Origin of the sequence: Clostridium taeniosporum, assembly GCF_001735765.2 — a bacterium.
Classification (GTDB): domain Bacteria; phylum Bacillota; class Clostridia; order Clostridiales; family Clostridiaceae; genus Clostridium; species Clostridium taeniosporum.
In genome coordinates, this window is the sequence record NZ_CP017253.2 from 187,501 (window position 1) to 208,671 (window position 21,171).

General features: G+C 27.6%; 22 protein-coding genes, 2 tRNA genes and 2 rRNA genes (1 of these 26 only partly in view). 20 read left to right on the forward strand and 6 right to left on the reverse strand.

What is annotated here, in order from left to right; all coding sequences use genetic code 11:
* From BGI42_RS00835 to BGI42_RS00850, 4 genes are all read left to right on the forward strand, one after another.
* Positions 1-1,503: ribosomal RNA gene (locus BGI42_RS00835) — 23S ribosomal RNA — on the forward strand; it begins 1,406 nt to the left of the window's first position.
* A 54-nt stretch (positions 1,504-1,557) separates the two neighbouring features.
* A 5S ribosomal RNA gene (rrf, locus tag BGI42_RS00840) occupies positions 1,558-1,674 on the forward strand.
* A gap of 4 nt (positions 1,675-1,678) precedes the next feature.
* A tRNA-Phe gene (locus BGI42_RS00845) sits at positions 1,679-1,754 on the forward strand.
* A gap of 1 nt (position 1,755) precedes the next feature.
* Positions 1,756-1,829 (forward strand) — tRNA-Cys (locus BGI42_RS00850).
* A 372-nt stretch (positions 1,830-2,201) separates the two neighbouring features.
* Here BGI42_RS00850 and BGI42_RS00855 read toward each other — a convergent pair.
* Positions 2,202-3,146 carry a magnesium transporter CorA family protein gene (locus tag BGI42_RS00855; protein ID WP_069678525.1) on the reverse strand — a complete coding sequence of 315 codons (945 nt, stop codon included), beginning with the start codon at positions 3,144-3,146 and terminating at the stop codon, positions 2,202-2,204.
* Positions 3,147-3,426: 280 nt separating this feature from the next.
* Between BGI42_RS00855 and BGI42_RS00860 the strand changes: the two genes are divergently transcribed.
* Positions 3,427-3,903 (forward strand): hypothetical protein, encoded by a 477-nt coding sequence (locus BGI42_RS00860; protein WP_069678526.1) that lies wholly within the window; start codon positions 3,427-3,429, stop codon positions 3,901-3,903.
* 58 nt (positions 3,904-3,961) lie between these two features.
* Here BGI42_RS00860 and BGI42_RS00865 read toward each other — a convergent pair whose 3' ends face one another.
* On the reverse strand, positions 3,962-5,122 hold the full coding sequence (locus tag BGI42_RS00865; RefSeq protein WP_069678527.1) for a zinc-binding metallopeptidase family protein: 1,161 nt from the start codon (positions 5,120-5,122) through the stop codon (positions 3,962-3,964).
* A 162-nt stretch (positions 5,123-5,284) separates the two neighbouring features.
* Between BGI42_RS00865 and BGI42_RS00870 the strand changes: the two genes are divergently transcribed.
* From BGI42_RS00870 to BGI42_RS00895, 6 genes are all read left to right on the forward strand, one after another.
* Positions 5,285-5,455, forward strand: a complete 171-nt coding sequence (locus BGI42_RS00870) for a sigma factor G inhibitor Gin (RefSeq protein WP_069678528.1) — start codon at positions 5,285-5,287, stop codon at positions 5,453-5,455.
* 146 nt (positions 5,456-5,601) lie between these two features.
* Positions 5,602-6,279, forward strand: a complete 678-nt coding sequence (locus BGI42_RS00875) for a dTMP kinase (RefSeq protein ID WP_069678529.1) — start codon at positions 5,602-5,604, stop codon at positions 6,277-6,279.
* A 72-nt stretch (positions 6,280-6,351) separates the two neighbouring features.
* Positions 6,352-6,684, forward strand: a complete 333-nt coding sequence (locus tag BGI42_RS00880) for a cyclic-di-AMP receptor (protein ID WP_069678530.1) — start codon at positions 6,352-6,354, stop codon at positions 6,682-6,684.
* Between the two features lie 12 nt (positions 6,685-6,696).
* Positions 6,697-7,629, forward strand: a complete 933-nt coding sequence (locus BGI42_RS00885) for a DNA polymerase III subunit delta' (RefSeq protein ID WP_069678531.1) — start codon at positions 6,697-6,699, stop codon at positions 7,627-7,629.
* 4 nt (positions 7,630-7,633) lie between these two features.
* The gene (locus tag BGI42_RS00890; RefSeq protein WP_069678532.1) at positions 7,634-8,542 is read left to right on the forward strand and encodes a PSP1 domain-containing protein; all 909 of its coding nucleotides are present in this window, start codon (positions 7,634-7,636) and stop codon (positions 8,540-8,542) included.
* Positions 8,543-8,686: 144 nt separating this feature from the next.
* Complete coding sequence (locus tag BGI42_RS00895) at positions 8,687-8,857, forward strand: DUF362 domain-containing protein (RefSeq protein WP_069678533.1); 171 nt, start codon at positions 8,687-8,689, stop codon at positions 8,855-8,857.
* Between the two features lie 220 nt (positions 8,858-9,077).
* On the opposite strand, the gene BGI42_RS00900 is transcribed toward BGI42_RS00895, so the two are convergent.
* Positions 9,078-9,716, reverse strand: coding sequence for an MBL fold metallo-hydrolase (locus tag BGI42_RS00900; protein WP_069678534.1), 639 nt, complete (start codon positions 9,714-9,716; stop codon positions 9,078-9,080).
* A 183-nt stretch (positions 9,717-9,899) separates the two neighbouring features.
* Between BGI42_RS00900 and BGI42_RS00905 the strand changes: the two genes are divergently transcribed.
* The 6 genes from BGI42_RS00905 to BGI42_RS00930 all read left to right on the forward strand — a co-directional run bounded on the left by BGI42_RS00905 (position 9,900) and on the right by BGI42_RS00930 (position 16,071).
* A complete protein-coding gene (locus BGI42_RS00905; RefSeq protein WP_069678535.1) occupies positions 9,900-10,355 on the forward strand; it encodes a CtsR family transcriptional regulator in 456 nt (151 codons plus the stop codon).
* 14 nt (positions 10,356-10,369) lie between these two features.
* Positions 10,370-10,945, forward strand: coding sequence for a UvrB/UvrC motif-containing protein (locus BGI42_RS00910; RefSeq protein WP_069678536.1), 576 nt, complete (start codon positions 10,370-10,372; stop codon positions 10,943-10,945).
* Positions 10,929-11,942, forward strand: a complete 1,014-nt coding sequence (locus tag BGI42_RS00915) for a protein arginine kinase (RefSeq protein ID WP_069678537.1) — start codon at positions 10,929-10,931, stop codon at positions 11,940-11,942. Before BGI42_RS00910 ends, BGI42_RS00915 begins: the two co-directional genes overlap by 17 nt.
* A 33-nt stretch (positions 11,943-11,975) precedes the next feature.
* Positions 11,976-14,414, forward strand: a complete 2,439-nt coding sequence (locus BGI42_RS00920) for an ATP-dependent Clp protease ATP-binding subunit (RefSeq protein WP_069678538.1) — start codon at positions 11,976-11,978, stop codon at positions 14,412-14,414.
* A 490-nt stretch (positions 14,415-14,904) separates the two neighbouring features.
* Positions 14,905-15,840, forward strand: coding sequence for an NAD(P)/FAD-dependent oxidoreductase (locus tag BGI42_RS00925; protein ID WP_069678539.1), 936 nt, complete (start codon positions 14,905-14,907; stop codon positions 15,838-15,840).
* A gap of 3 nt (positions 15,841-15,843) precedes the next feature.
* Entirely contained in the window at positions 15,844-16,071 is a 228-nt protein-coding gene (locus tag BGI42_RS00930; protein WP_069678540.1) for a glutaredoxin domain-containing protein, read from the forward strand.
* A gap of 96 nt (positions 16,072-16,167) precedes the next feature.
* Here the strand turns inward: BGI42_RS00930 and BGI42_RS00935 are convergent, their stop codons facing one another.
* Together BGI42_RS00935 and BGI42_RS16145 are read right to left on the reverse strand one after the other, a co-directional pair.
* A complete protein-coding gene (locus BGI42_RS00935; RefSeq protein ID WP_069678541.1) occupies positions 16,168-16,395 on the reverse strand; it encodes a glutaredoxin family protein in 228 nt (75 codons plus the stop codon).
* A 66-nt stretch (positions 16,396-16,461) separates the two neighbouring features.
* Positions 16,462-16,629: a hypothetical protein gene (locus tag BGI42_RS16145; RefSeq protein ID WP_192875383.1), complete on the reverse strand. Its 168-nt coding sequence runs from the start codon at positions 16,627-16,629 to the stop codon at positions 16,462-16,464.
* 262 nt (positions 16,630-16,891) lie between these two features.
* Here BGI42_RS16145 and radA point away from each other — a divergent pair, with 262 nt between their 5' ends.
* Entirely contained in the window at positions 16,892-18,259 is a 1,368-nt protein-coding gene (gene radA / locus BGI42_RS00940; protein ID WP_069678542.1) for a DNA repair protein RadA, read from the forward strand.
* A 17-nt stretch (positions 18,260-18,276) separates the two neighbouring features.
* Positions 18,277-19,341: a DNA integrity scanning diadenylate cyclase DisA gene (disA, locus tag BGI42_RS00945; RefSeq protein ID WP_069678543.1), complete on the forward strand. Its 1,065-nt coding sequence runs from the start codon at positions 18,277-18,279 to the stop codon at positions 19,339-19,341.
* Positions 19,342-19,415: 74 nt separating this feature from the next.
* Here the strand turns inward: disA and BGI42_RS00950 are convergent, their stop codons facing one another.
* Positions 19,416-19,814, reverse strand: a complete 399-nt coding sequence (locus BGI42_RS00950; RefSeq protein WP_069678544.1) for a DUF1573 domain-containing protein — start codon at positions 19,812-19,814, stop codon at positions 19,416-19,418.
* A gap of 245 nt (positions 19,815-20,059) precedes the next feature.
* On the opposite strand from BGI42_RS00950, the gene BGI42_RS00955 reads away from it, so the two are divergent.
* Positions 20,060-21,154 carry a PIN/TRAM domain-containing protein gene (locus tag BGI42_RS00955; RefSeq protein ID WP_069678545.1) on the forward strand — a complete coding sequence of 365 codons (1,095 nt, stop codon included), beginning with the start codon at positions 20,060-20,062 and terminating at the stop codon, positions 21,152-21,154.
* Positions 21,155-21,171 lie beyond the last annotated feature (17 nt).

A 21,171-nucleotide genomic window follows, 5' to 3' on the forward strand; every position in this document is an offset into this window, starting at 1 on the left:
TAGGCGATGGACAATCGGTTGATATTCCGATACCACTATTATCGTTATTATCGATGGTGTGACGGAGAAGGATAGGATGTGCTAGCTATTGGATGCTAGTCTAAGCGTTTAGGGAGTTAGAATAGGCAAATCCGTTCTAACAATCCTGAGGCGTGATGGGGAAGGTTCTACGGAACCGAAGTATCTGATTCCATGCTTCCAAGAAAAGCATCTAGAAAGAGAAGTAGTGCCCGTACCGCAAACCGACACAGGTAGGTGAGGAGAGAATCCTAAGGCCGGCGGAAGAATTGCAGTTAAGGAACTAGGCAAATTGACCCCGTAACTTCGGGAGAAGGGGTGCCTGCGAGAGCAGGCCGCAGAGAATAGGCACAAGCAACTGTTTAACAAAAACACAGGTCTCTGCTAAAGCGAAAGCTGATGTATAGGGGCTGACGCCTGCCCGGTGCTGGAAGGTTAAGGGGAACACTTAGCGTAAGCGAAGGTGTGAACTTAAGCCCCAGTAAACGGCGGCCGTAACTATAACGGTCCTAAGGTAGCGAAATTCCTTGTCAGGTAAGTTCTGACCCGCACGAATGGCGTAATGACTTGTGCACTGTCTCAACTGCAAATCCGGCGAAGTTGTAGTGCGAGTGAAGATGCTCGCTACCCGCGATTGGACGGAAAGACCCCGTAGAGCTTTACTGTAGCTTAGCATTGAATTTCGGTATTGTCTGTACAGGATAGGTGGGAGACTGGGAAATCAGAGCGTCAGCTTTGATGGAGTCATCCTTGGGATACCACCCTGATAGTACTGGAATTCTAACTGGATGCCATGAATCTGGTGACAGGACATTGTTAGGTGGGCAGTTTGACTGGGGCGGTCGCCTCCTAAAAAGTAACGGAGGCGCCCAAAGGTTCCCTCAGAACGGTCGGAAATCGTTCGTAGAGTGCAAAGGCAGAAGGGAGCCTGACTGCGAGACCTACAAGTCGAGCAGGGACGAAAGTCGGGCTTAGTGATCCGGTGGTACCTCGTGGGAGGGCCATCGCTCAACGGATAAAAGCTACCTCGGGGATAACAGGCTGATCTCCCCCAAGAGTTCACATCGACGGGGAGGTTTGGCACCTCGATGTCGGCTCGTCGCATCCTGGGGCTGAAGTAGGTCCCAAGGGTTGGGCTGTTCGCCCATTAAAGCGGCACGCGAGCTGGGTTCAGAACGTCGTGAGACAGTTCGGTCCCTATCCGTCGCGGGCGCAGGAAATTTGAGAAGAGCTGTCCTTAGTACGAGAGGACCGGGATGGACCGACCTATGGTGTACCAGTTGTTTCGCCAGAAGCATAGCTGGGTAGCTAAGTCGGGACGGGATAAACGCTGAAAGCATCTAAGCGTGAAGCCTCCTTCAAGATGAGATTTCCCATAGCGTAAGCTAGTAAGACCCCTTGAAGACTACAAGGTTGATAGGTCAGAGGTGTAAGTGTGGTAACATATTTAGCTGACTGATACTAATAGGTCGAGGGCTTGACCAATAAATATTATATATAAATTATGTGTAATTTTGAAAGAACAATCTTTCAAAATAATCTGGTGATGATGGCATGGAAGTAACACTCCTACCCATTCCGAACAGGATAGTTAAGATCCATAGCGCCGAAGGTACTGCATGGGAGACTGTGTGGGAGATTAGGACGTTGCCAGGTGAATGGCTCGATAGCTCAGTCGGTAGAGCAGAGGACTGAAAATCCTCGTGTCACTGGTTCGATTCCAGTTCGAGCCACCATGGCGCTATAGCCAAGTGGTAAGGCAGAGGTCTGCAAAACCTTTATCCCCAGTTCAAATCTGGGTGGCGCCTCCATTAAAAACCTTGAATTATCATTCAAGGTTTTTTTTATTTGCAAATTAAAAGTTTTATATTATAAATAATTTTTAATTGTATACTTTTAATATAATGATTGTTATTTTAAAGTATTTAAGTTTAGTGATTTTTTCTATTAGACATTTCTAAATTTTTAAACAAAAAGATTAAAAATTATCCACAAAAAATCCGGTTATTAAAAAGTTATCAACAATTTATTTAAAAAACTCATATAAATAATGTTTTTATGTGGATAAGTTGTAGATATTGTTTATACAACTTTCATTTATAAAAAATGAAATTAATATTTTTAGGTAATATAAAAACCTATATTAATAGACATTTTTATTGTATATTAATATAGGCTTTAGATTAATTAAACATATCTTTTTTATATAAGATAAATGCCACTATAAAGCATATTCCAAGTGTTAATATCATAACTATTGGAAATCCATTTGGATCTTTTGCAAATGGTAATATAACATTCATACCAAATATTCCACTTATAATAGTAGGAATTGCCATAAGGATAGTTACAGAAGCTAATACTTTCATAACTATATTTAAGTTATTTGATATAACAGATGCAAAGAAATCCATTGTACTAGCTAAAATATTGCTATAAATTTCTGTCATTTCTATAGCTTGCTTATTTTCAATAATAACATCTTCTAATACATCTTTATCTTCTTCATACTTTTGCATAATTTCTAATTTTAACATCTTTTCTAATGTTATTTCATTAGCTTTTAATGAGGTAGAGAAATATACAAGAGATTTTTCTAGAGAATGAAGCTGAATAAGCTCCCTATTTTTCATTGATTTATGTAATCTTTTCTCAATCATTAGACTTTTTTTATCTATCTGTCTTAAATACAATAAGTAGTAAGTGGATATCCTATTTAATATTTGTAGTATAAATCTTGATTTTTTAAATGTAAAAAATGATTTTATTCTAGCATTAGCAAAGTCAGTTATGATTTTACTATTTTTTAAACATATAGTAACTAACAATTTGTTAGTATGTATTATGGCAAGTGGATAGGTATCATATGTTAAAGAGTTTTCTTCCATTTCAGTAAATGGTATATCTACTATAACTAATATAGCATCATCTTCAATATCTATTCGAGATGTTTCCTCATCATCTAAAGCAGCGTTTAAGAAATCAATAGATATACCAGTTTTTTTAGATACAAGTATAAGTTCTTCTTCTGATGGAGCCACTATATTTATCCAACAACCATTTTCAATACTATCAATAGATTTTAAGTTTGAATTTAATTCACTCTGACTTTTGTAAATTTGAATCAATAAAATCACCTCCAAGTATATTTATTATATCATTATACTATTATAATAAAGATATTACGAATATGCTATAATAATAAGTTAAAGAGAAAAATCAGCTTTTATAATAAGGAAATAGGATTAAAACATAGAAAACATATAATTAAAAAGCAAAAATTAATGATATTTTAATATTTATCGGAAATATAAAGGAATATGAGGTTATTTGAAAATAGCATTATATTGAAAAGCTTAGTATAATCATAATGTTATTTTAATTATTGAAATATGGAGGAAAATATTAATGCATAAAGAGGTAGTCATAAAAAAGAAGGCACCTGTTATAGCGGTAGTATTACTTATAATTACAGCAATGTTATATTTATATCAAGGAATAAGTATTTTGGGTATAAAAAATGCGATGTTTGTTAAATTTTATAATATTACAATTACGTTTTTAACTTTGAGTATAATATTTTTTGAAATAATCAAATGCAAGATATCATATAAATATTTAATTATTGCGAACAAGCTTATTATTAATAAAATTTTCAATAATAATGAAAAAAACTTAGAAAGTATAAATCTAGATGATATTGTTTATATTGGAAAAGAGAATTATATACCAAAAGAATACACAATAAAGAATAAAGGTAATTATTCTTGTGGTACAATTAATAAGAATAAATATTGTTGTGTATACAAAAGAGAAAATGTGTATTATAAGTTTACCTTTAATCCAAGTGAGAAACTTATAAAAAGATTAAATATAAATAACTAAATTATAATAAAAATATATGTTTACTATATAAATAAAGGTACTCTAAGAGTACCTTTATTTATATAGTTTTATTATTAAAAAAATCAGTCTTTACTTCATTAAGAAGATTTTCATTTTGTATTAAATCCATTCCTGTGTAGGCTAATGCTAGGGAAGCATTTTTACATTGTTTATGTGCAAAATTTGATTGAGTAGCATTAGCAAAATCTTTTGTTCCATACTTAATATTAGGATCATCAGTTATGCGTATATAAGGATGTATACAAGGAACCTTATGACTAACATCTCCTAAACTTAAACCAGCATATATATCACGAGGTTTTCCAATATCAATTATTCCACTTTCTTTTAAATTATGACTAAATAATCTATTAAGAGTTCTATTAGTTATTAGTTCTTTGTTTGATGGTTCATATAAAGAAGCCGTATATTCTAAATTTGTTAACTCTGAAATATATTTAGCTATGGTTCTAAGTTTATTATCAGCCCATTCAGCAGTTTTATAATTATTACTTCTTATATAAAATTTAGCTTCTGCTTCATATGGTAATAATAAAGGAGTATAACCACCTTTAGATAAAATTGAGTTTATATCTAAATTTTTTGGAAATCCTTTTTGTAGTGAATTTAATATATTTAAATTTAATAATACAGCATCTAATGCTGTATATGTATTTTGATTTAAAAAGGCTAAACCATCAGTTCCACTGTATTGTATACTTAAAGGAATTATTGATGATGATGTTCCACTTTCACTTGTTACTACATCTGGATGTGCTAGCATCACAACATCTATATCATCAAAAACTCCTTGCCTAGCCATAACAGCTTTAGTTCCACCTAAATATTCTCCTGGACAGCCTATAACTATAACAGATCCTCCTATTTTATCAACAATACTTCCTAATGCTAGAGCAGCTCCAATTGATATTGTACTTAAAGCATTATGTCCTGTTATATGTCCATAACCTTTTACAGCATCATATTCGCTTAAAAAACATATTTTAGGATACCCAGTACCTTTTTTACATACAAAAGAATTAGAAATATCTAAAAAGTTATTAGTAACTTCAAAATTATACTTATTTAATAAATCACATATATATTTTGATGAATTAGTTTCAGCATAACTTTCTTCTGGATTATTATATAAATAAGAACTTAAATCAATAAGTTCTTTATCACAAGTCTCTATAAATGAATTCATTTTTTGTTTCATAATACAATCCTCCCAAATATTATTTAATTTTATTTTTTCCAACTATTAAAAAAATATTTGTTATTATGAATTAAAAGAAAAATATATAAGTAAATTTAAGATTAAAAAATTTGTATATGGACATAATTAAGCTAAAAGAAGTATTAGGGGGTATATATAATTTTGAATAATAAAGTATGTTTTTTATGTGGTAAAAAAGAAGGTAGTGGTATAATATTAAAAGGGAAAAAGATATGTTCTCATTGTGAATGTGAATTAACTAATATTAGCATTGTAAATCCTAAATATAATTATTTTAAAGATAAGCTAAAAGATACATTATTTAAAAGATAAAAAAATTTGTTTTAAATTTAGATTTATTAAAAGCTATATTTAATTATATAGCTATTTTTATTTTATAGGAATTTTAAATCTATATAGATTATAAGTTTAAAATTTATATAAGAATTATAGAATAAACTATTATGGGGGATTTTATTATGAAAAAAGGTAAACTAATTATAATAGAGAGTGGATCAGATGCTTCAGGAAAAGCTACTCAAGCAAAAAAATTATATGATAGATTATTGGAAGAAGGATATAAAGTAAAGAAAATAACATATCCTAATTATGATAGTCCAGCATGTATGCCCGTTAAGATGTACTTAAGTGGTGAATTTGGAAATAAGCCAGAAGATGTAAATGCATATGTAGCATCAACTTTCTATGCTATTGATAGATTTGCTTCATACAATAAAGAATGGAAAGAGTTTTATAATGATGGTGGAATAATCATTTCTGATAGGTATACTACATCAAATATGGTTCATCAAGCAGTAAAAATGGATAAGGAAGAAAAAAATAAATATTTAGATTGGTTATATGATTTAGAATTTAATCTATATAAGTTACCTATTCCTGATTGTGTAATATTTTTAGATGTATTACCTAAAATAAGTCAGAAATTAATGAAGGATAGAAATAATAAATTTACAGGTGAAAAGGAAAAAGATATACATGAAAATAATAAGGAATATTTAATTAAATCTTATTATAATTCATTGGAAATATCGGACAAATATAACTGGAATAAAATAGAATGTACTGATGGTGAAAATTTAAAGACAATAGATGAAATTCATGAAGAAATTTATAAAGAAGTTAAGAAGTATGTATAGTATATAATTAAGAATATAAACATTTATGGTAAAATAAAATTAAGAATAATATGAATTAGAGGTGGAGAGGATATGAAATTAGTTATTGCTATAGTACAAGATGAAGATGCAATTGATGTATTAGATTCATTAACAGAGAAAAATTTTCGAGTAACTAAGCTAGCTACTACTGGTGGGTTTTTAAAAGCAGGAAATACAACTTTGATGGTTGGAGTAGAAGAAGAAAAACTTGATGAAGTAATAGAGATAATTAAGAATGTATGTAAAAAGAGAAAAGAAACAGTGATAGCCCCAACACCTTTAAGCAGTAATGAGGGCGGGTATATTCAACAATGTCCTATGCAAATTACTGTAGGTGGAGCAACTGTATTTGTTGTAGATGTTGATAAATTTATAAGAATATAAGGAGAAGAAGCATTGAGGGAAATTATTGGTCATGAAAGAATTATTAATGGATTCAATTTAAGAAAAAAAAATAATGCTTTTTCTCATGCTAATTTAATTATTGGTGATGATGGGATTGGAAAAAGTTTAATTGCAACTTATCTTGCAAATAGTATGTTGGGACTAGAGGGTAATAAAGAGTTTGTAGATATTATAAATTATAGCCCTCTGTCTTCTTCATTTGGAGTAGACGATATAAGAAATATTATAGAAGAAGTAGCTAAAAAGCCATTTCAAGGTGATAAGAAAGTATTAATACTTCATAAGTGTGAAAAGATGACTATTCAAGCGCAAAATGCATTATTAAAAACTATAGAAGAGCCTCCCAAAGGAGTATATTTAATACTTCTTAGTGAATCATTAGAATTAATTTTAGATACTATAAAATCACGTTGTCAAACTTATAAATTAACGCCATTATCTAAAGATGAAATTGATAAATATATAAGTTATAAGTATTGTGATATAGATTTGGAAAATAGAAAAGCAGCTTTAGCATACAGTCAAGGGATTCCAGGAAAAGTCGAAAAATTTATAGAAGATCATAAGTTAAATAAATTAAGAAATATATTATTAGAATTATTATATGATTTAGAAAATAAAAAAGAAGATTTTGTTTTAAAATATAAAGAAATATTAGGTGGTTATAAAGATAAACAAGATGAGGTCTTGAATATACTAATTTCATATATAAGGGATATAATGTTCTTGAAGGAATTAGATTCTAATGGTTTAATTGTAAATTTCGATAAACTTAAAGAAATAGAAGACATATCAATAAGAATGTCTTATAAAAAGCTTAATTCTATGTTAGAATACATAAAAGAAGCTAGAATCAGTTTGAATAACAACAATAATTATTCAATGACCATAACAGTATTACTTATGGGATTTGTGGAGGTATAATTTTATGATAAAAGTTATTGGAGTAAGATTTAAAAAGGCAGGAAAAATTTATTATTTTGATCCAGTGAATTTTGCTGTTAAAAAAGAAGACTATGTAATAGTTGAAACAGCTAGAGGTATAGAATTTGGTCAATGTGTTATAGGAATAAAAAATATATCAGAAGATGAAATAGTATCACCTTTAAAAGAAGTGATAAGAATTGCTGACGAAAAGGATATTCAAAAACATAAAGATAATAAAAGCAAAGAAAATAAAGCTTTAGAAATATGTTTAAAAAAAATACAAGAACATGGCTTAGAGATGAAATTGATAGATGTAGAATATACATTTGATAATCATAAAGTTATATTTTACTTTACAGCAGATGGAAGAGTTGATTTTAGAGAATTAGTTAAAGATTTAGCTACTATATTTAAAACTCGAATAGAACTTAGACAAATAGGTGTAAGAGATGAAGCTAAAATGATAGGTGGTTTAGGACCATGTGGAAGACCGATGTGTTGTTCTACTTTTTTAGGTGATTTTGCATCTGTATCTATTAAAATGGCTAAAGAACAAAATCTATCTTTAAATCCTACTAAAATATCTGGAATATGTGGTAGACTTATGTGTTGCTTAAATTATGAACAAAGTACTTATGAAAACATTAGAACACGACTTCCCAAAGTAGGATCAATAGTTAAAACCGCTGATGGAAAAGGAGAAGTAATAGGTAATTTAACTGTAAAAGAAAGTGTAAAAGTTAAGTTAAAGCGTGGAGATGAAGAAGTAATTGATGTATATAAAATAGATGAAATTAAATTAATTTCAGGAAGCTATGAAGGAACAGTTGATAATTCAGATATAAAATTAGAGGTTGAATCTGAAGAAGATAAAAAATTAATAAAAGAGTTGATTAAAGAAGAAAATTAGAGAAATATAAAGAAAAATTTCGTAAATTATCAATATAATAGGTTATCAAATCCATACTTTTACCACAAAGTACTTTTAAAACATTAAAATACATGATAAAATTGTAGATGGTTAATTATCATACAATTTTAGGAGGTGTTTTTAATGGCATACGTAATTAATGATTCATGTGTAAGCTGTGGAGCATGTGCTGGAGAATGTCCAGTTAATGCTATAAGCCAAGGAGACGCATACTACGTTATTGATGCAGATACTTGTATCGATTGTGGTAACTGTGCTAATGTTTGTCCAGTTGGTGCTCCAGTTCAAGAATAGTAAAAAAGATCGTCATTAGACGATCTTTTTTATTCTTTATGAAATTATATTACTAAAGAATATGTGGATAATTTTAAAAATACTGCATTTTAAATATATTATGAGTACATTTAAACAATAAAAAGTAAGCATATGTGGCATCATTATTTTAAATATCAGTTAAGAGCAGACAGTGAAAAGTAGAGAGTTAAAGTGGAATAGCCACTTTTTCTATACAATTTTATGGAGGAGATAATAATAAAACAGAATTTTCCTTATATAATTTTAAATCATCACTAGTTAGTATATTAGAGTTAATTTTTTCGACATTATTCATATTTATTAAAAAGTTTTTAGGGTCATCTAGATAAAGTAACGACTTAAAAGTTTTATAATGAATAGGAATTATGTATTTGGGTGAAATTAATTTACTTATTTTAGCACCTTCTTCACCATTTAAAGTAAAATGTCCTCCTATTGGAACAAGTAAAATATCGATATCTTCTAATCTTTTGGAAATTAATTCTGATGGAATTTCTCCTAAATCTCCCAGATGACAAATTTTCAACTTATCTAATGTAAAAGTATATATTATATTAGTTCCTCTTTTTAATCCATTTAATTTATCATGAAATGAAGAAAAACCTTCAATACTAGCAAAGTCAAAATCAAATCTACCAGGGGTATTAATAATTTTTATATTATTATCATTGTTTTTTAAAAATGAATGATCAAAGTGATTATGACTGATTGTTATAATATCAGAATGAAGAAAATTATTACTGTATCCTATAGAATCATCAAATGGGTCTATTAATATTCTTTTACCATTATTACTTGTTATTAAAAAACAAGAATGTCCATACCAAGTTAATTTCATAATTTAAATTCCTTTTTAAAATATATAAAGTTGTATATTAAATATATTTAACATCTAGTAAAGTTTTATTCATATTTTAATAAATATAGTATTTTAAATTATAATATAAATATAGTATAATAACTAAAAAGTCAAAGTAAGTCAAAAACAAAAATATAAACTTATGTTTAGGTAGGTGAACTTATGGCAAAACTTTCAGATATAATTGAAGAATTTATAAAAGAGATGTTTAATGATAGTGGAGATAATATAGTTTTGATACAGCGTAATGAATTGGCTGATCAATTTAGGTGTGCTCCGTCACAAATAAACTATGTTTTAACAACTAGATTTACTTATAATAAAGGTTATTTAATTGAGAGTAAACGAGGTGGCGGTGGTCATATTATTATCAAACAATTAGATAATGATAGTTCTAATAAAAGAGAGGAGATAATAAATCAAAGTATAGGTAATATAATAACATATCATAATGCTGTAAATATAATTGATAATCTATTCGAGTCAGATGTTATTACAGAAAAAGAATGTGAATTGATGAAAATAGCTGTAAATGATAGAACTTTAATTTCAGCTGAAAACAGAAATAAAATAAGGGCAGATATTCTTAAAGCAATGATTATGGTTATTTTATCTTAAGAGGTGGGGATTATATGTTATGTGAAAAATGTAAAAAGAATGAGGCTAAAATTAATTTAGTGAAAATAGTTAATGGAGAAAAAAATGAAATTTGGTTATGTGAATCTTGTGCTAAAGATATATCAGATATACCATTTATAAATTCTTTAAATGAAATTAGTGGATTACAATTTGAAAATATATTAACAGGATTTTTAAATAATCTTGGTGATAAAAAAGAAAAGCCAAAAGAACTTGTTTGTCCAAAATGTAAAATGAATTATTCTGAATTTGAAAAAACAGGTAAATTAGGTTGTAGTGAGTGCTATAATGTATTTTCTGAATATATAAAGCCTATAGTAAAAAGAATTCATGGAAATGTAAAACATGTAGGAAAAATTCCTAAGTATGATGGTGAATCCTTAATTAAAAGAAAAAAAATAATAAAATTAAAGCAAGAATTACAAAATGCTATTAAACTAGAAGAATATGAAAAGGCAGCTGTATTAAGGGATGAGATTAAAGAATTAGAAGATTTTATATTTATTAACAGCAAAGATAGCAAGGTATTTTTAGTTAAGGAGGAAAAAGGTAATGAAAAACTGGATTAATGAAGAATGTAATAGAGAAGATATAGTTATAAATACTAATATTTCTTTAACTAGAAACCTAAAAGAAAAACCTTTTTCCAATAAACTAGATAAGATAGAAGCTAGAGAAAATGCAGGATTTATTTATCAAGTTATTAGAAGTGAACTTGAAGATGACTGTTGTATATATCAATTATGGAATGAAGATAAAGAAACAATTAATAGCTATTTAGATAAGCAATTGATAAGTAAAGAATTAATAAAAAATAAAGATAAAACTGCATTTATTTTAAATGGTGAAGAAACTTTAAGCATTATGATAAATGAAGATGATCACTTAAAAGTAAAATGTATAACAGCCGGTTTTGATTTAGATACTACATTTGATAGTATAACAAAGCTTGATGATAAAATAGAAAAGCGAGTTCATTATGCATTTGATGAAAATTTAGGTTATTTAACTACTTCTCCTACAAACTTAGGTACAGGAATGAGAGCAGCCGTTAATATTCATTTACCAGCTTTAAATTTTAGCAATGAAATAAATAATTTTTCAAAAGGATTAACTCAAATTGGAATGGATATGAAAGCTATCTATGAAGAAGGTAATAAATCTTATGGAAATATATATAAAATATCTAATCAAGTAACTTTAGGATTAACAGAAGAAGAAATAATAGATAATTTAAAAGGTGCAGTATCAAATGTTATTTGTGAAGAAAAGAAGTTTAGAGAAGTTTTATTAACAAAATGTAAATATGATATAGAAGATAAAATTTTTAGAGCATATGGTATTTTAACTTCTGCTATCTTATTAGGGGAAAAAGAATGTATAGAATTATTATCTAGTGTAAGGTTTGGAGTTGAATTATCATTATTAGATATTCCTCAAAGTAAATTAAATAAATTATTAGTTTATACTAGAGATTCATCACTTCAAAACTATTTAAAAAGAAAGCTTTCAAGTAAAGAACTTAATTATGAAAGAGCTAAATTTGTAAAATCAGTATTAGCTTAGAATTAAATGAGATAAGGGAGGGATTTTTTTAGTATGGATTTCAATAAATTTACAGAAAGAACTCAATCAGTAATATTAGAAGCGCAAATTGAATCACAAGAATTTAAACATGGATATGTAGGAACAGAACATTTATTATTAGGTTTAGTTAAAGAAAATGGTGATCAATCTAAAATATTAAATGAATTTGGTATTGATGCTGAAATAGTTCGTGATATGATTAATAGATATTTAGGTTATGGTGAATTGCAAATGCCTGAAGACGATATTTTATTAACACCTAGAGCTAAAAGACTTATTGATAAAAGTTTTGTTGAAGCTAAAAAATTTAATCATAAAAATGTTAGTCCAGAGCATATATTAATGGCATTACTTAATCAAGACGAAGGAATGGCATATACTATATTAAAAAATTTAAAATTAAATTTTAAAGAAGTAAAAGATAAATTATCTATATTTTTAAATAATGAATTTGTAGATAGCAATGAAGAAGTTAAATCTAAAAAGTCGGAAAAAACTAAAACGCCTATGTTGGATAAATATGGAAGAGATTTAACTGAAATTGCAAGAGAAGGAAAGTTAGATCCTGTGATAGGAAGAGATTCAGAAAATCAAAGAGTATTAGAAATATTATGTAGAAGAATAAAGAACAATCCTTGTCTAATAGGTGAACCAGGAGTAGGAAAAACAGCTGTTGTAGAAGGATTAGCTCAAAGAATTGTAGAAGGTAATATACCTGAAATTTTAAGAAATAAAAGAATAGTAACTTTAGATTTAACTGCATTACTTGCAGGTGCAAAGTACAGAGGTGAGTTTGAAGATAGACTAAAAAAAGTAATGCTAGAAATAGAAAAAGATAAAAGTATTATAATATTTATAGATGAAATTCACACTATAATAGGTGCAGGCGCAGCAGAAGGTGCTATAGATGCTTCTAATATATTAAAACCAGCACTTTCTAGAGGTGAAATTCAATGTATAGGTGCAACTACTATAAATGAATATAGAAAGCATATAGAAAAAGATTCTGCGTTAGAAAGAAGATTTCAACCTGTTAATGTTGGTGAACCATCAAAAGAAGAGACTTTAATAATATTAAAAGGTCTAAAAAATAAGTATGAGGATCATCATAAAGTTAATATTACAGATAAAGCATTAGAAGCAGCTGTTGAATTATCTGATCGATATGTATCAGATAGATTTATGCCAGATAAGGCTATTGATCTAATAGATGAAGCAGCTGCTAAGGTTAGAATTAAAAATTTAATACCTCCTGCTAATTTAAAAGAAATTGAAGAAAAAATAAAAAACGTCATTAAAGAAAAAGAAGAATGCATAAGAGTTCAAGATTTTGAAAAAGCAGCTAATATGCGAGATCTTGAGAATAATCTAAAAAATGAATTAGAATCACTTAGAAAAGATTGGCATGATAAAAATTCTAATAAACAATTAAGTGTAGATGAGGAAGATATAGCAGAGGTTGTGTCCGCTTGGACTAGGATACCAGCTAAAAAACTCACAGAAAAAGAAAGTGAAAAATTATTAAAACTTGAAGAAATATTACAAAAGAGGGTTATAGGTCAAAATGAAGCTGTTAAATCTATAGCTAAAGCTGTAAGAAGGGCTAGAGTTGGAATAAAAGATCCTAATAGACCAATAGGTACATTTATATTTTTAGGACCTACTGGTGTTGGAAAGACAGAACTTTCAAAAGCTTTAGCTGAAACTATGTTTGGAGATGAAAATAGTATTATTAGAATAGATATGTCTGAATATATGGAAAGTAATTCTGTATCTAAATTAATAGGTTCACCTCCAGGATATGTAGGTTATGATGAAGGTGGTCAATTAACAGAAGCAGTTAGAAGAAAACCTTATTCGGTAGTTCTTTTAGATGAAATTGAAAAAGCACATTCAGATGTGTTTAATATATTACTTCAAATAATGGAAGATGGAAGACTTACAGATTCTCATGGAAAGGTAGTTAATTTTAAAAATACAATAGTTATAATGACTTCTAATGTAGGAGCTCATGAAATAAAGAAACAAAAATCAATTGGATTCAATACTAATGTAGATGAAAATTCTGAATATGAAAAGATGAAAGAAAATGTATTAGAAGAATTAAAGCGAAGTTTTAAACCTGAATTTTTAAATAGAATAGATGATACGATAGTATTCCACAAATTAAAAGAAGAGGATCTTTTAGATATAGTTGATTTAATGCTAAAATCTATTACTAAAAGGCTTCAAGATAGAAATATACATTTGAATTTTGAAAAAGATAGCAAGAAGTTCTTGATTAATAAGAGAGTGGATTTAAATTATGGAGCAAGACCTTTAAGAAGAATTATTACAAAAGAAGTAGAAGATAAACTTAGTGAAGAGATACTTTTAGGTAATATAAAGATTGGTGATAGAATTAAAGTAAATCAATCAGAAGATAATTTAGTATTTACAAAATTAGATTAGGAATGCGAAAATAAATACCAAGTCAAATATGCAACGGATATTTTGTGAAACAAAATGACTTGGGTTATATTAATGGTTGTGTGCTATTAGTAGGTTCAGAAGAGAAGCAGTTTACAAGATAAACTAGCCATACTGACTAGCTATTTATTTGAATGTGTATTAATAGTGTAAAACTATTTTAAAATCACTTTAATGTGTTTATATACGTTAAAGTGATTTTTTAGATAAATTTGTTTATATATGTTTATTTGAATAATGATATATAAACAAATGATGAATTAAGATTTAAACTTAGTAATACTAAAATAAGTATAGTTATTTTATTTATTAACTTACAGTTAAATAATATTTATTTAATAATAGTGTTTATTAATTAAGTATTAAGTGATAGAATTATAAATATAATAGTTAATTTAAGAAAATAATTAACTTATACAATTTTAAATAAATTTGTTAGATAAAATTTATTTAAAAGACGAGAGGTGAATTTATGGCTAAACAAGAAAAAGAAATAGATTTAATAGTAGTTGGTGCAGGTCCTGCTGGATTAGCAGCAGCAATTTATGGTGGAAGAGCAAAATTAGATATGATTGTTTTAGAAGAAAAAATTATAGGTGGTCAGGTAAGAAATAGTTATACTATTGAAAACTATCCTGGATTTGAAAAGATATCAGGATCAGAATTAGCAGATATTTTTCAAAAACAAGTTGAATCATTAGGAGTAACTATAGATGAATTTGATTTAATAGAAAATGTAGAACTATATGAAGATAAGAAAATTGTAGAAACTGAAAGTTATATATATAAACCTAAATCTGTAATAATTGCAACAGGAGCTTCACCTAAAAAAATACCAGTGTTAAATGAGTCAAAGTACCAAGGCAAAGGTGTTCATTATTGTGCTGTTTGTGATGGTGCTATATATGAAGGCAAAAAAATTGGTGTAGTAGGTGGAGGAAACTCAGCACTAGAAGAAGCAATTTTTTTAACTAAATTTGCTGAAAAAGTTTTTATTATTAGAAGACATGATTATTTTAATGGAGAAAAATCTTTAATAGATGAGGTACTAAATCATCCTAAAATAGAAGTTTTGTTTAATGAAGATTTAGTAGATTTAAAAGGTGAAAACTTTTTGGATGAAGTAGTTATTAAAAATAAAAATACAGGTAAACTAAGTAATTTAAAGCTTGATGCTGTATTTGGATACATTGGTACAGAACCAAAAACAAATGGATTTGATAAGTATTTAAAAGTGAATGATTATGGATATATAATTACTAATGAAGATATGGAAACTAATATAGATGGAGTATATGCAGTTGGTGATGTACGTGAAAAGAAATATAGACAAATAACTACAGCTGTTTCAGATGGAACAATAGCGTTGTTAAATGCTGAAAAATATATAGTGCAAAAGGAGAGATAATATATGATAAAAATTTATTCAACATCATGGTGTCCAGATTGTATAAAAACAAAGAAGTATTTTGATTTAAAAGGCTTAAAGTATGAAGAAATAAATGTTGCTGATAAGCATGAAGATAGAGAAGAGGTATTTAAAGTATCAGGTCAAAGAAGTGTACCTGTGATAGATATGTCTGGTAATATAATTGTTGGTTTTGATAAGAAAAAAATAGATGAGTATATAAGAATTTAAAAAAATTAATGTTTTTTAGTTAATGAATAAAACAAAAGAAGACTTGGTAAATAATTATAAGTGTTACCAAGTCTTTTTATTATTGATAATGTAGATTTATTTGCTTAGAGCTTCATCTATAGAGGATTTGTCAAATCCGATAATTATAGTATCATTTATATCTAATACGGGTACGCCCATTTGTTTAGATTTTTTAACCATTTCTTCTCTAGCAATCATATCCTCTTGAACATTTAATTCTTGAAAGTTAAAATTTTTTGATTTTAAATAATTTTTAACTTTAACACACCAAGGACAAGAATTTGTAGTATAAACTTTTATCATAATAACACTCCTTAATTAACAATTATTATTACCTAATATTATAATACTTAAGGAACAATATATCAATTATTTTATAATATTATTATTTTCTAAATTGGAGTTTAAAATTAAATTAGAAAATTCATTTTGAGAGTATGTATTAGTAAAATTATGTTTAAAAAAATGTTCTTCATTATCTCTTAATATATTTTTAGAAGGAAGTGTAACATTATTAAAAGAATTACTAGTTATCATATTATCATCTCCTTAAATTATATAAATAGTTTTTGTAATGAACAAAATATTTATACAAATTAGGTTTTTAAAATATTAAAATATTTTAAATTAAAATGAATAATCATATTGTTAATTTTAGATATTATAACTATGTAATATCTAAAATTAAAATAGTTACACATATTTTTATTTAAAAGTTATAATTAATATTAAAATTTATGTTATTATAAAATTATTGATTAATATAGCAATTGAATCTAAATGAAAGAAAGGAATATTTATGGCTAAGATAAAATCTACATATATATGTCAACAATGTGGATATGAAGCCCCTAAATGGTTGGGAAAATGTCCATCTTGTAATAATTGGAATACTTTTAATGAAGAAATAAAAGAAGATAATAAAACAACAACTTCATTAAAGGTTAATAGCATAGTACAAAATAACCAACCCAAAAGTATAAAAGATATAAAATCTGGTGAAAAAGAAAGATATGATACAGGAATAAAAGAACTTAATAGAGTTTTAGGTGGTGGATTAGTTAAGGGATCTTTAACTTTGATTTCAGGAGATCCTGGAATAGGAAAATCAACATTATTACTACAAACAGCCAATAACATAGCTATAAAATGTGGTAAGGTTTTATATGTTTCTGGAGAAGAATCTGAAGAACAGATAAAAATTAGAGGAGATAGATTAGGCGCAAATAGTGAAAATTTATTTATAATATCTGAGACCAATTTAGATGCTATCTCAATATACATAGAACAAATTAATCCTAATTTTGTTATAATAGATTCAATTCAAACTATATTTAAAGAAAGTGTTTCTTCAGCACCTGGTAGTGTATCACAAGTAAAGGAATGCTCAAATACTATTATGAGAATGTGTAAGGGTAAAAACATACCATTCTTTATAGTTGCGCATGTAACTAAACAAGGTGAATTAGCTGGACCAAGAGTTTTAGAGCATATGGTTGATACTGTTTTATATTTTGAAGGAGAGAGAACAGAGGAGTATAGAATTTTAAGAACCATGAAAAATCGTTTTGGAACTACTAGTGAAATAGGTGTATTTGAAATGCAACAGGAAGGTTTAGTAGAAGTATTTGATCCATCAAAGATTTTCTTAGAAGATACTAGTTTTAATCAAGAAGGTTCTGTGGTGGTTGGAGTTATGGAAGGTACTAGACCTATATTAATAGAAATTCAAGCATTAGTAAGTGAAACTAAGGCACCAATGCCTAGGAGAACAGCTGTTGGAATTGATAATCAAAGGTTAAGCCTTATATTGGCGGTTTTAGAGAAAAAGCTAAAAGTATTTTTCTATAATAAGGATGTTTATGTAAATGTAGTTGGTGGATTTAATATAGATGGTACATCAGCAGATTTAGGTTTAGCATTAGCATTAATATCTAGTGCAAAGTCTAGAGAATTTAGATTAGATAAAACATTAATGGTTGGAGAAGTAGGATTAACTGGAGAGATAAGACCAATTTCATCAGCAGAAAGACTAGTTAAAGAAGCTGAAAAACTTGGATTTAGTAATGTAATAATTCCTGAAAGAAATTTAGATAAAGTAAAAAAAGAACATATAAATGTAATAGGTATTAGACATTTAATAGAGGCAGTAAATAAGATATTTTAAAAAGAACAGGTGAGTGTATGAGATTAGAAAAGGGAATGAAAATAAAAGATACATTAAAAATTATGTGCCCAGGCACTCAACTAAGAGAAGGGCTTGAAAATATCCTTAGAGCTAAAACTGGTGGATTAATTGTAATTGGTGATAGTAAAGAAGTAATGGGAACGGTAGATGGCGGCTTTATTCTTAATTCAGATTATAGTCCATCATATGTTTATGAATTAGCTAAAATGGATGGGGCAATAGTAATTAGTGAAGATCTAAAAAAAATTGTTTGTGCAAATGCTCAACTTATACCAGATGCATCTATTATAACTCATGAGACTGGTACTAGGCATAGAACAGCACATAGAATAGCTAAGCAAACTAATAATATAGTAGTTGCTATTTCTCAAAGAAGAAATATAATAACTGTATATAAGGGTGATATAAAGTATGTATTAAGAGATAGTAGTATAATTTTAGCTAGGGCAAATCAAGCTATTCAAACGTTGGAGAAATATGTTTCAGTGTTAGAAAGAGTAATTAATAATTTAAATCTTTTAGAATTTCAAGATTTAACAACTTTGTTTGATGTTGTTACTGCAATTCAAAGAACTGAAATGGTAATGAGAATAGTAGAAGAAATAAATATGTATATTTTAGAACTTGGAAATGAAGGTAGACTTATATCTATGCAACTTAATGAACTTGTTAAGCATATAGAAAGAGATGGAATATTATTAATAAGAGATTATTGCAAAGAAGATGATGAATATAATGAAGTATATGAGCAAATACAAAAATTGAATTCGGCTGAACTTTTGGATTTAGATGCAATTGCAAGAGTTTTAGGTCATGGAGGAGTCTCAATTGTAGATACCCTTATATCTGCTAAAGGGTATAGAATATTAAGTAAAGTTCCTAGAATACCATCAACAGTAATTGAAAATTTAATTAAAGAATTTAAAGAATTAAATAATGTAATAGAAGCTGATATTGATGAATTAGATATTGTTGAAGGAATAGGTGAAGCAAGAGCAAAAGCTATTAAAGATGGATTAAAAAGAATAAGGGAACAAATTCTTTTAAATAAAAAAATATAAAAATAAAAAATCGGTATTACCAATAGATGGTAAGCCGATTTTTTATTCCGTTAAGTAAAAAATGAATTTATATCTTATCTAAGATTAAATTTTCCAAGTGTATTTATTCTATTGTATTCTTTAAGCAAAACATCATATAAGTTTATATTTAAGTTATTGCATAAAGAAGTAAGATAAAAAATATTGTTTCCAATTTCTCTTTCTATAATTTCACGACAGTTTTCACAAATCTCACCATTTAAGTGGGAAGATAAACAGGCAGATAAGTCGTCAATAGATTTATCTTCATTCAATGAATTTTGTTTAGAAGCATTAATATTTACACATCCGCAATTTGTAACAGATTTTGCAATTGCTCTATTAACTCTAGAACTAGATTCACTATATTTAGTAAGGATATCTAAGATGCTCTTATGTCTTACCAAAGAATCACTTACAGAGTTTTGAAAATCATCAAATATTATATCTTTCATACGCCTCAACTCCTTGATATACTTTAAATAATTATAAATATTTTTAGACTATTTTCTTAATAAGGGATTAAGATTTAGAATACATGTATATAATACAGAAGAATTATATTAATTCATAGGGGGAGTATTTAAGTAAAATTAATAAATTATTAATTTTAGATATATGTATATTGTGATATAATACAGTTAATATATGAAAATGGATTATAATGAATATTGTAGTAATTTAGGAAGGGGTGAACTATTTGTTAAAGAGAATTGTAAGAGGCATTTTTTCAGCTATAGGTTTATTGGTTGGTTATATTGTAGGAAAATCTTTGTTAGATGTATCCAGTATTAAAGAATTAAAATATTTTTCAACATTAACAGGATCTATAGTGTTTATAACGGTTATATCTTTATTATTCGGAATTATATTGTATATTGTATCTCCAGTTATATATAAGGCTATTTCTAATTTAGTTGAATATATAGAAAAAAATATTCAAAAGCTTACTTTAATTGAAATCATTTGTGGGGCATTTGGTTCTATTATAGCTCTAATATTAATGAGTTTTATTGCAAAGCCAATAAATGGACTAGATGATTTGTTTGGGCCTATTTTATTTATATTTCTAAATTTAATATCAGCAATAATAGGTGCTGATATTATGATTAAGAAAAAAGATGATATAGTAACGTTAATTTCTAGCATAAAGAAGAATACAGGTAAGGAAAAGAAATCAAAAGGTAATCAGGTAAAGGGTGTAGCAAAAGTTTTAGATACTTCAGTTATAATTGACGGAAGGATATTTGATATTTGTGAAACCGGATTTATAGAAGGGCCGTTAGTAATTCCTAATTTTGTTTTAGATGAATTAAGGCATATTTCAGATTCTTCAGATTCGTTAAAGAGAAATAGAGGAAGAAGAGGGTTAGACATATTAAATAAGATACAAAAAGAGCTTTCAATCGAAACTCAAATTTGGGAAGGTGATTTTCCTAAGATTAATGAGGTAGACAGTAAATTATTAAAGTTAGCTCAAACATTGAATGGAAAAGTAATAACTAATGATTACAACTTAAATAAAGTTGCAGAATTTCAAGGAGTACCTGTATTAAATATAAATGAATTATCAAATGCTATAAAGTCAGTTGTTTTACCAGGTGAAGAAATGTCAGTAGATATGATTAAGGATGGTAAAGAGTCAACTCAAGGAGTAGGTTATTTAGATGATGGTACTATGATAGTAGTAGAGGGCGGTAAAAAATATATTGGTGAAACAATCTCTGTCATAGTAACGTCAGTTTTACAAACAGCAGCAGGAAGAATGATTTTTGCTAAGCCGAAAGATAATTAAGTAAAGGAGCTTTTCTA

What these genes read in the sequence shown, in the direction of transcription:
- BGI42_RS00890 (WP_069678532.1), top strand. Translation starts at nt 7,634, where the DNA reads ATGATAAAAGTTATTGGAGTAAGATTTAAAAAGGCAGGAAAAATTTAT.
- BGI42_RS00895 (WP_069678533.1), top strand. Translation starts at nt 8,687, where the DNA reads ATGGCATACGTAATTAATGATTCATGTGTAAGCTGTGGAGCATGTGCT.
- BGI42_RS00860 (WP_069678526.1), top strand. Translation starts at nt 3,427, where the DNA reads ATGCATAAAGAGGTAGTCATAAAAAAGAAGGCACCTGTTATAGCGGTA.
- radA (WP_069678542.1), top strand. Translation starts at nt 16,892, where the DNA reads ATGGCTAAGATAAAATCTACATATATATGTCAACAATGTGGATATGAA.
- BGI42_RS00905 (WP_069678535.1), top strand. Translation starts at nt 9,900, where the DNA reads ATGGCAAAACTTTCAGATATAATTGAAGAATTTATAAAAGAGATGTTT.
- BGI42_RS00925 (WP_069678539.1), top strand. Translation starts at nt 14,905, where the DNA reads ATGGCTAAACAAGAAAAAGAAATAGATTTAATAGTAGTTGGTGCAGGT.
- BGI42_RS00910 (WP_069678536.1), top strand. Translation starts at nt 10,370, where the DNA reads ATGTTATGTGAAAAATGTAAAAAGAATGAGGCTAAAATTAATTTAGTG.
- BGI42_RS00935 (WP_069678541.1), bottom strand. Translation starts at nt 16,395, where the DNA reads ATGATAAAAGTTTATACTACAAATTCTTGTCCTTGGTGTGTTAAAGTT.
- BGI42_RS00950 (WP_069678544.1), bottom strand. Translation starts at nt 19,814, where the DNA reads ATGAAAGATATAATATTTGATGATTTTCAAAACTCTGTAAGTGATTCT.
- BGI42_RS00880 (WP_069678530.1), top strand. Translation starts at nt 6,352, where the DNA reads ATGAAATTAGTTATTGCTATAGTACAAGATGAAGATGCAATTGATGTA.
- BGI42_RS16145 (WP_192875383.1), bottom strand. Translation starts at nt 16,629, where the DNA reads ATGATAACTAGTAATTCTTTTAATAATGTTACACTTCCTTCTAAAAAT.
- BGI42_RS00930 (WP_069678540.1), top strand. Translation starts at nt 15,844, where the DNA reads ATGATAAAAATTTATTCAACATCATGGTGTCCAGATTGTATAAAAACA.
- BGI42_RS00920 (WP_069678538.1), top strand. Translation starts at nt 11,976, where the DNA reads ATGGATTTCAATAAATTTACAGAAAGAACTCAATCAGTAATATTAGAA.
- BGI42_RS00875 (WP_069678529.1), top strand. Translation starts at nt 5,602, where the DNA reads ATGAAAAAAGGTAAACTAATTATAATAGAGAGTGGATCAGATGCTTCA.
- BGI42_RS00915 (WP_069678537.1), top strand. Translation starts at nt 10,929, where the DNA reads ATGAAAAACTGGATTAATGAAGAATGTAATAGAGAAGATATAGTTATA.
- BGI42_RS00865 (WP_069678527.1), bottom strand. Translation starts at nt 5,122, where the DNA reads ATGAAACAAAAAATGAATTCATTTATAGAGACTTGTGATAAAGAACTT.
- BGI42_RS00900 (WP_069678534.1), bottom strand. Translation starts at nt 9,716, where the DNA reads ATGAAATTAACTTGGTATGGACATTCTTGTTTTTTAATAACAAGTAAT.
- disA (WP_069678543.1), top strand. Translation starts at nt 18,277, where the DNA reads ATGAGATTAGAAAAGGGAATGAAAATAAAAGATACATTAAAAATTATG.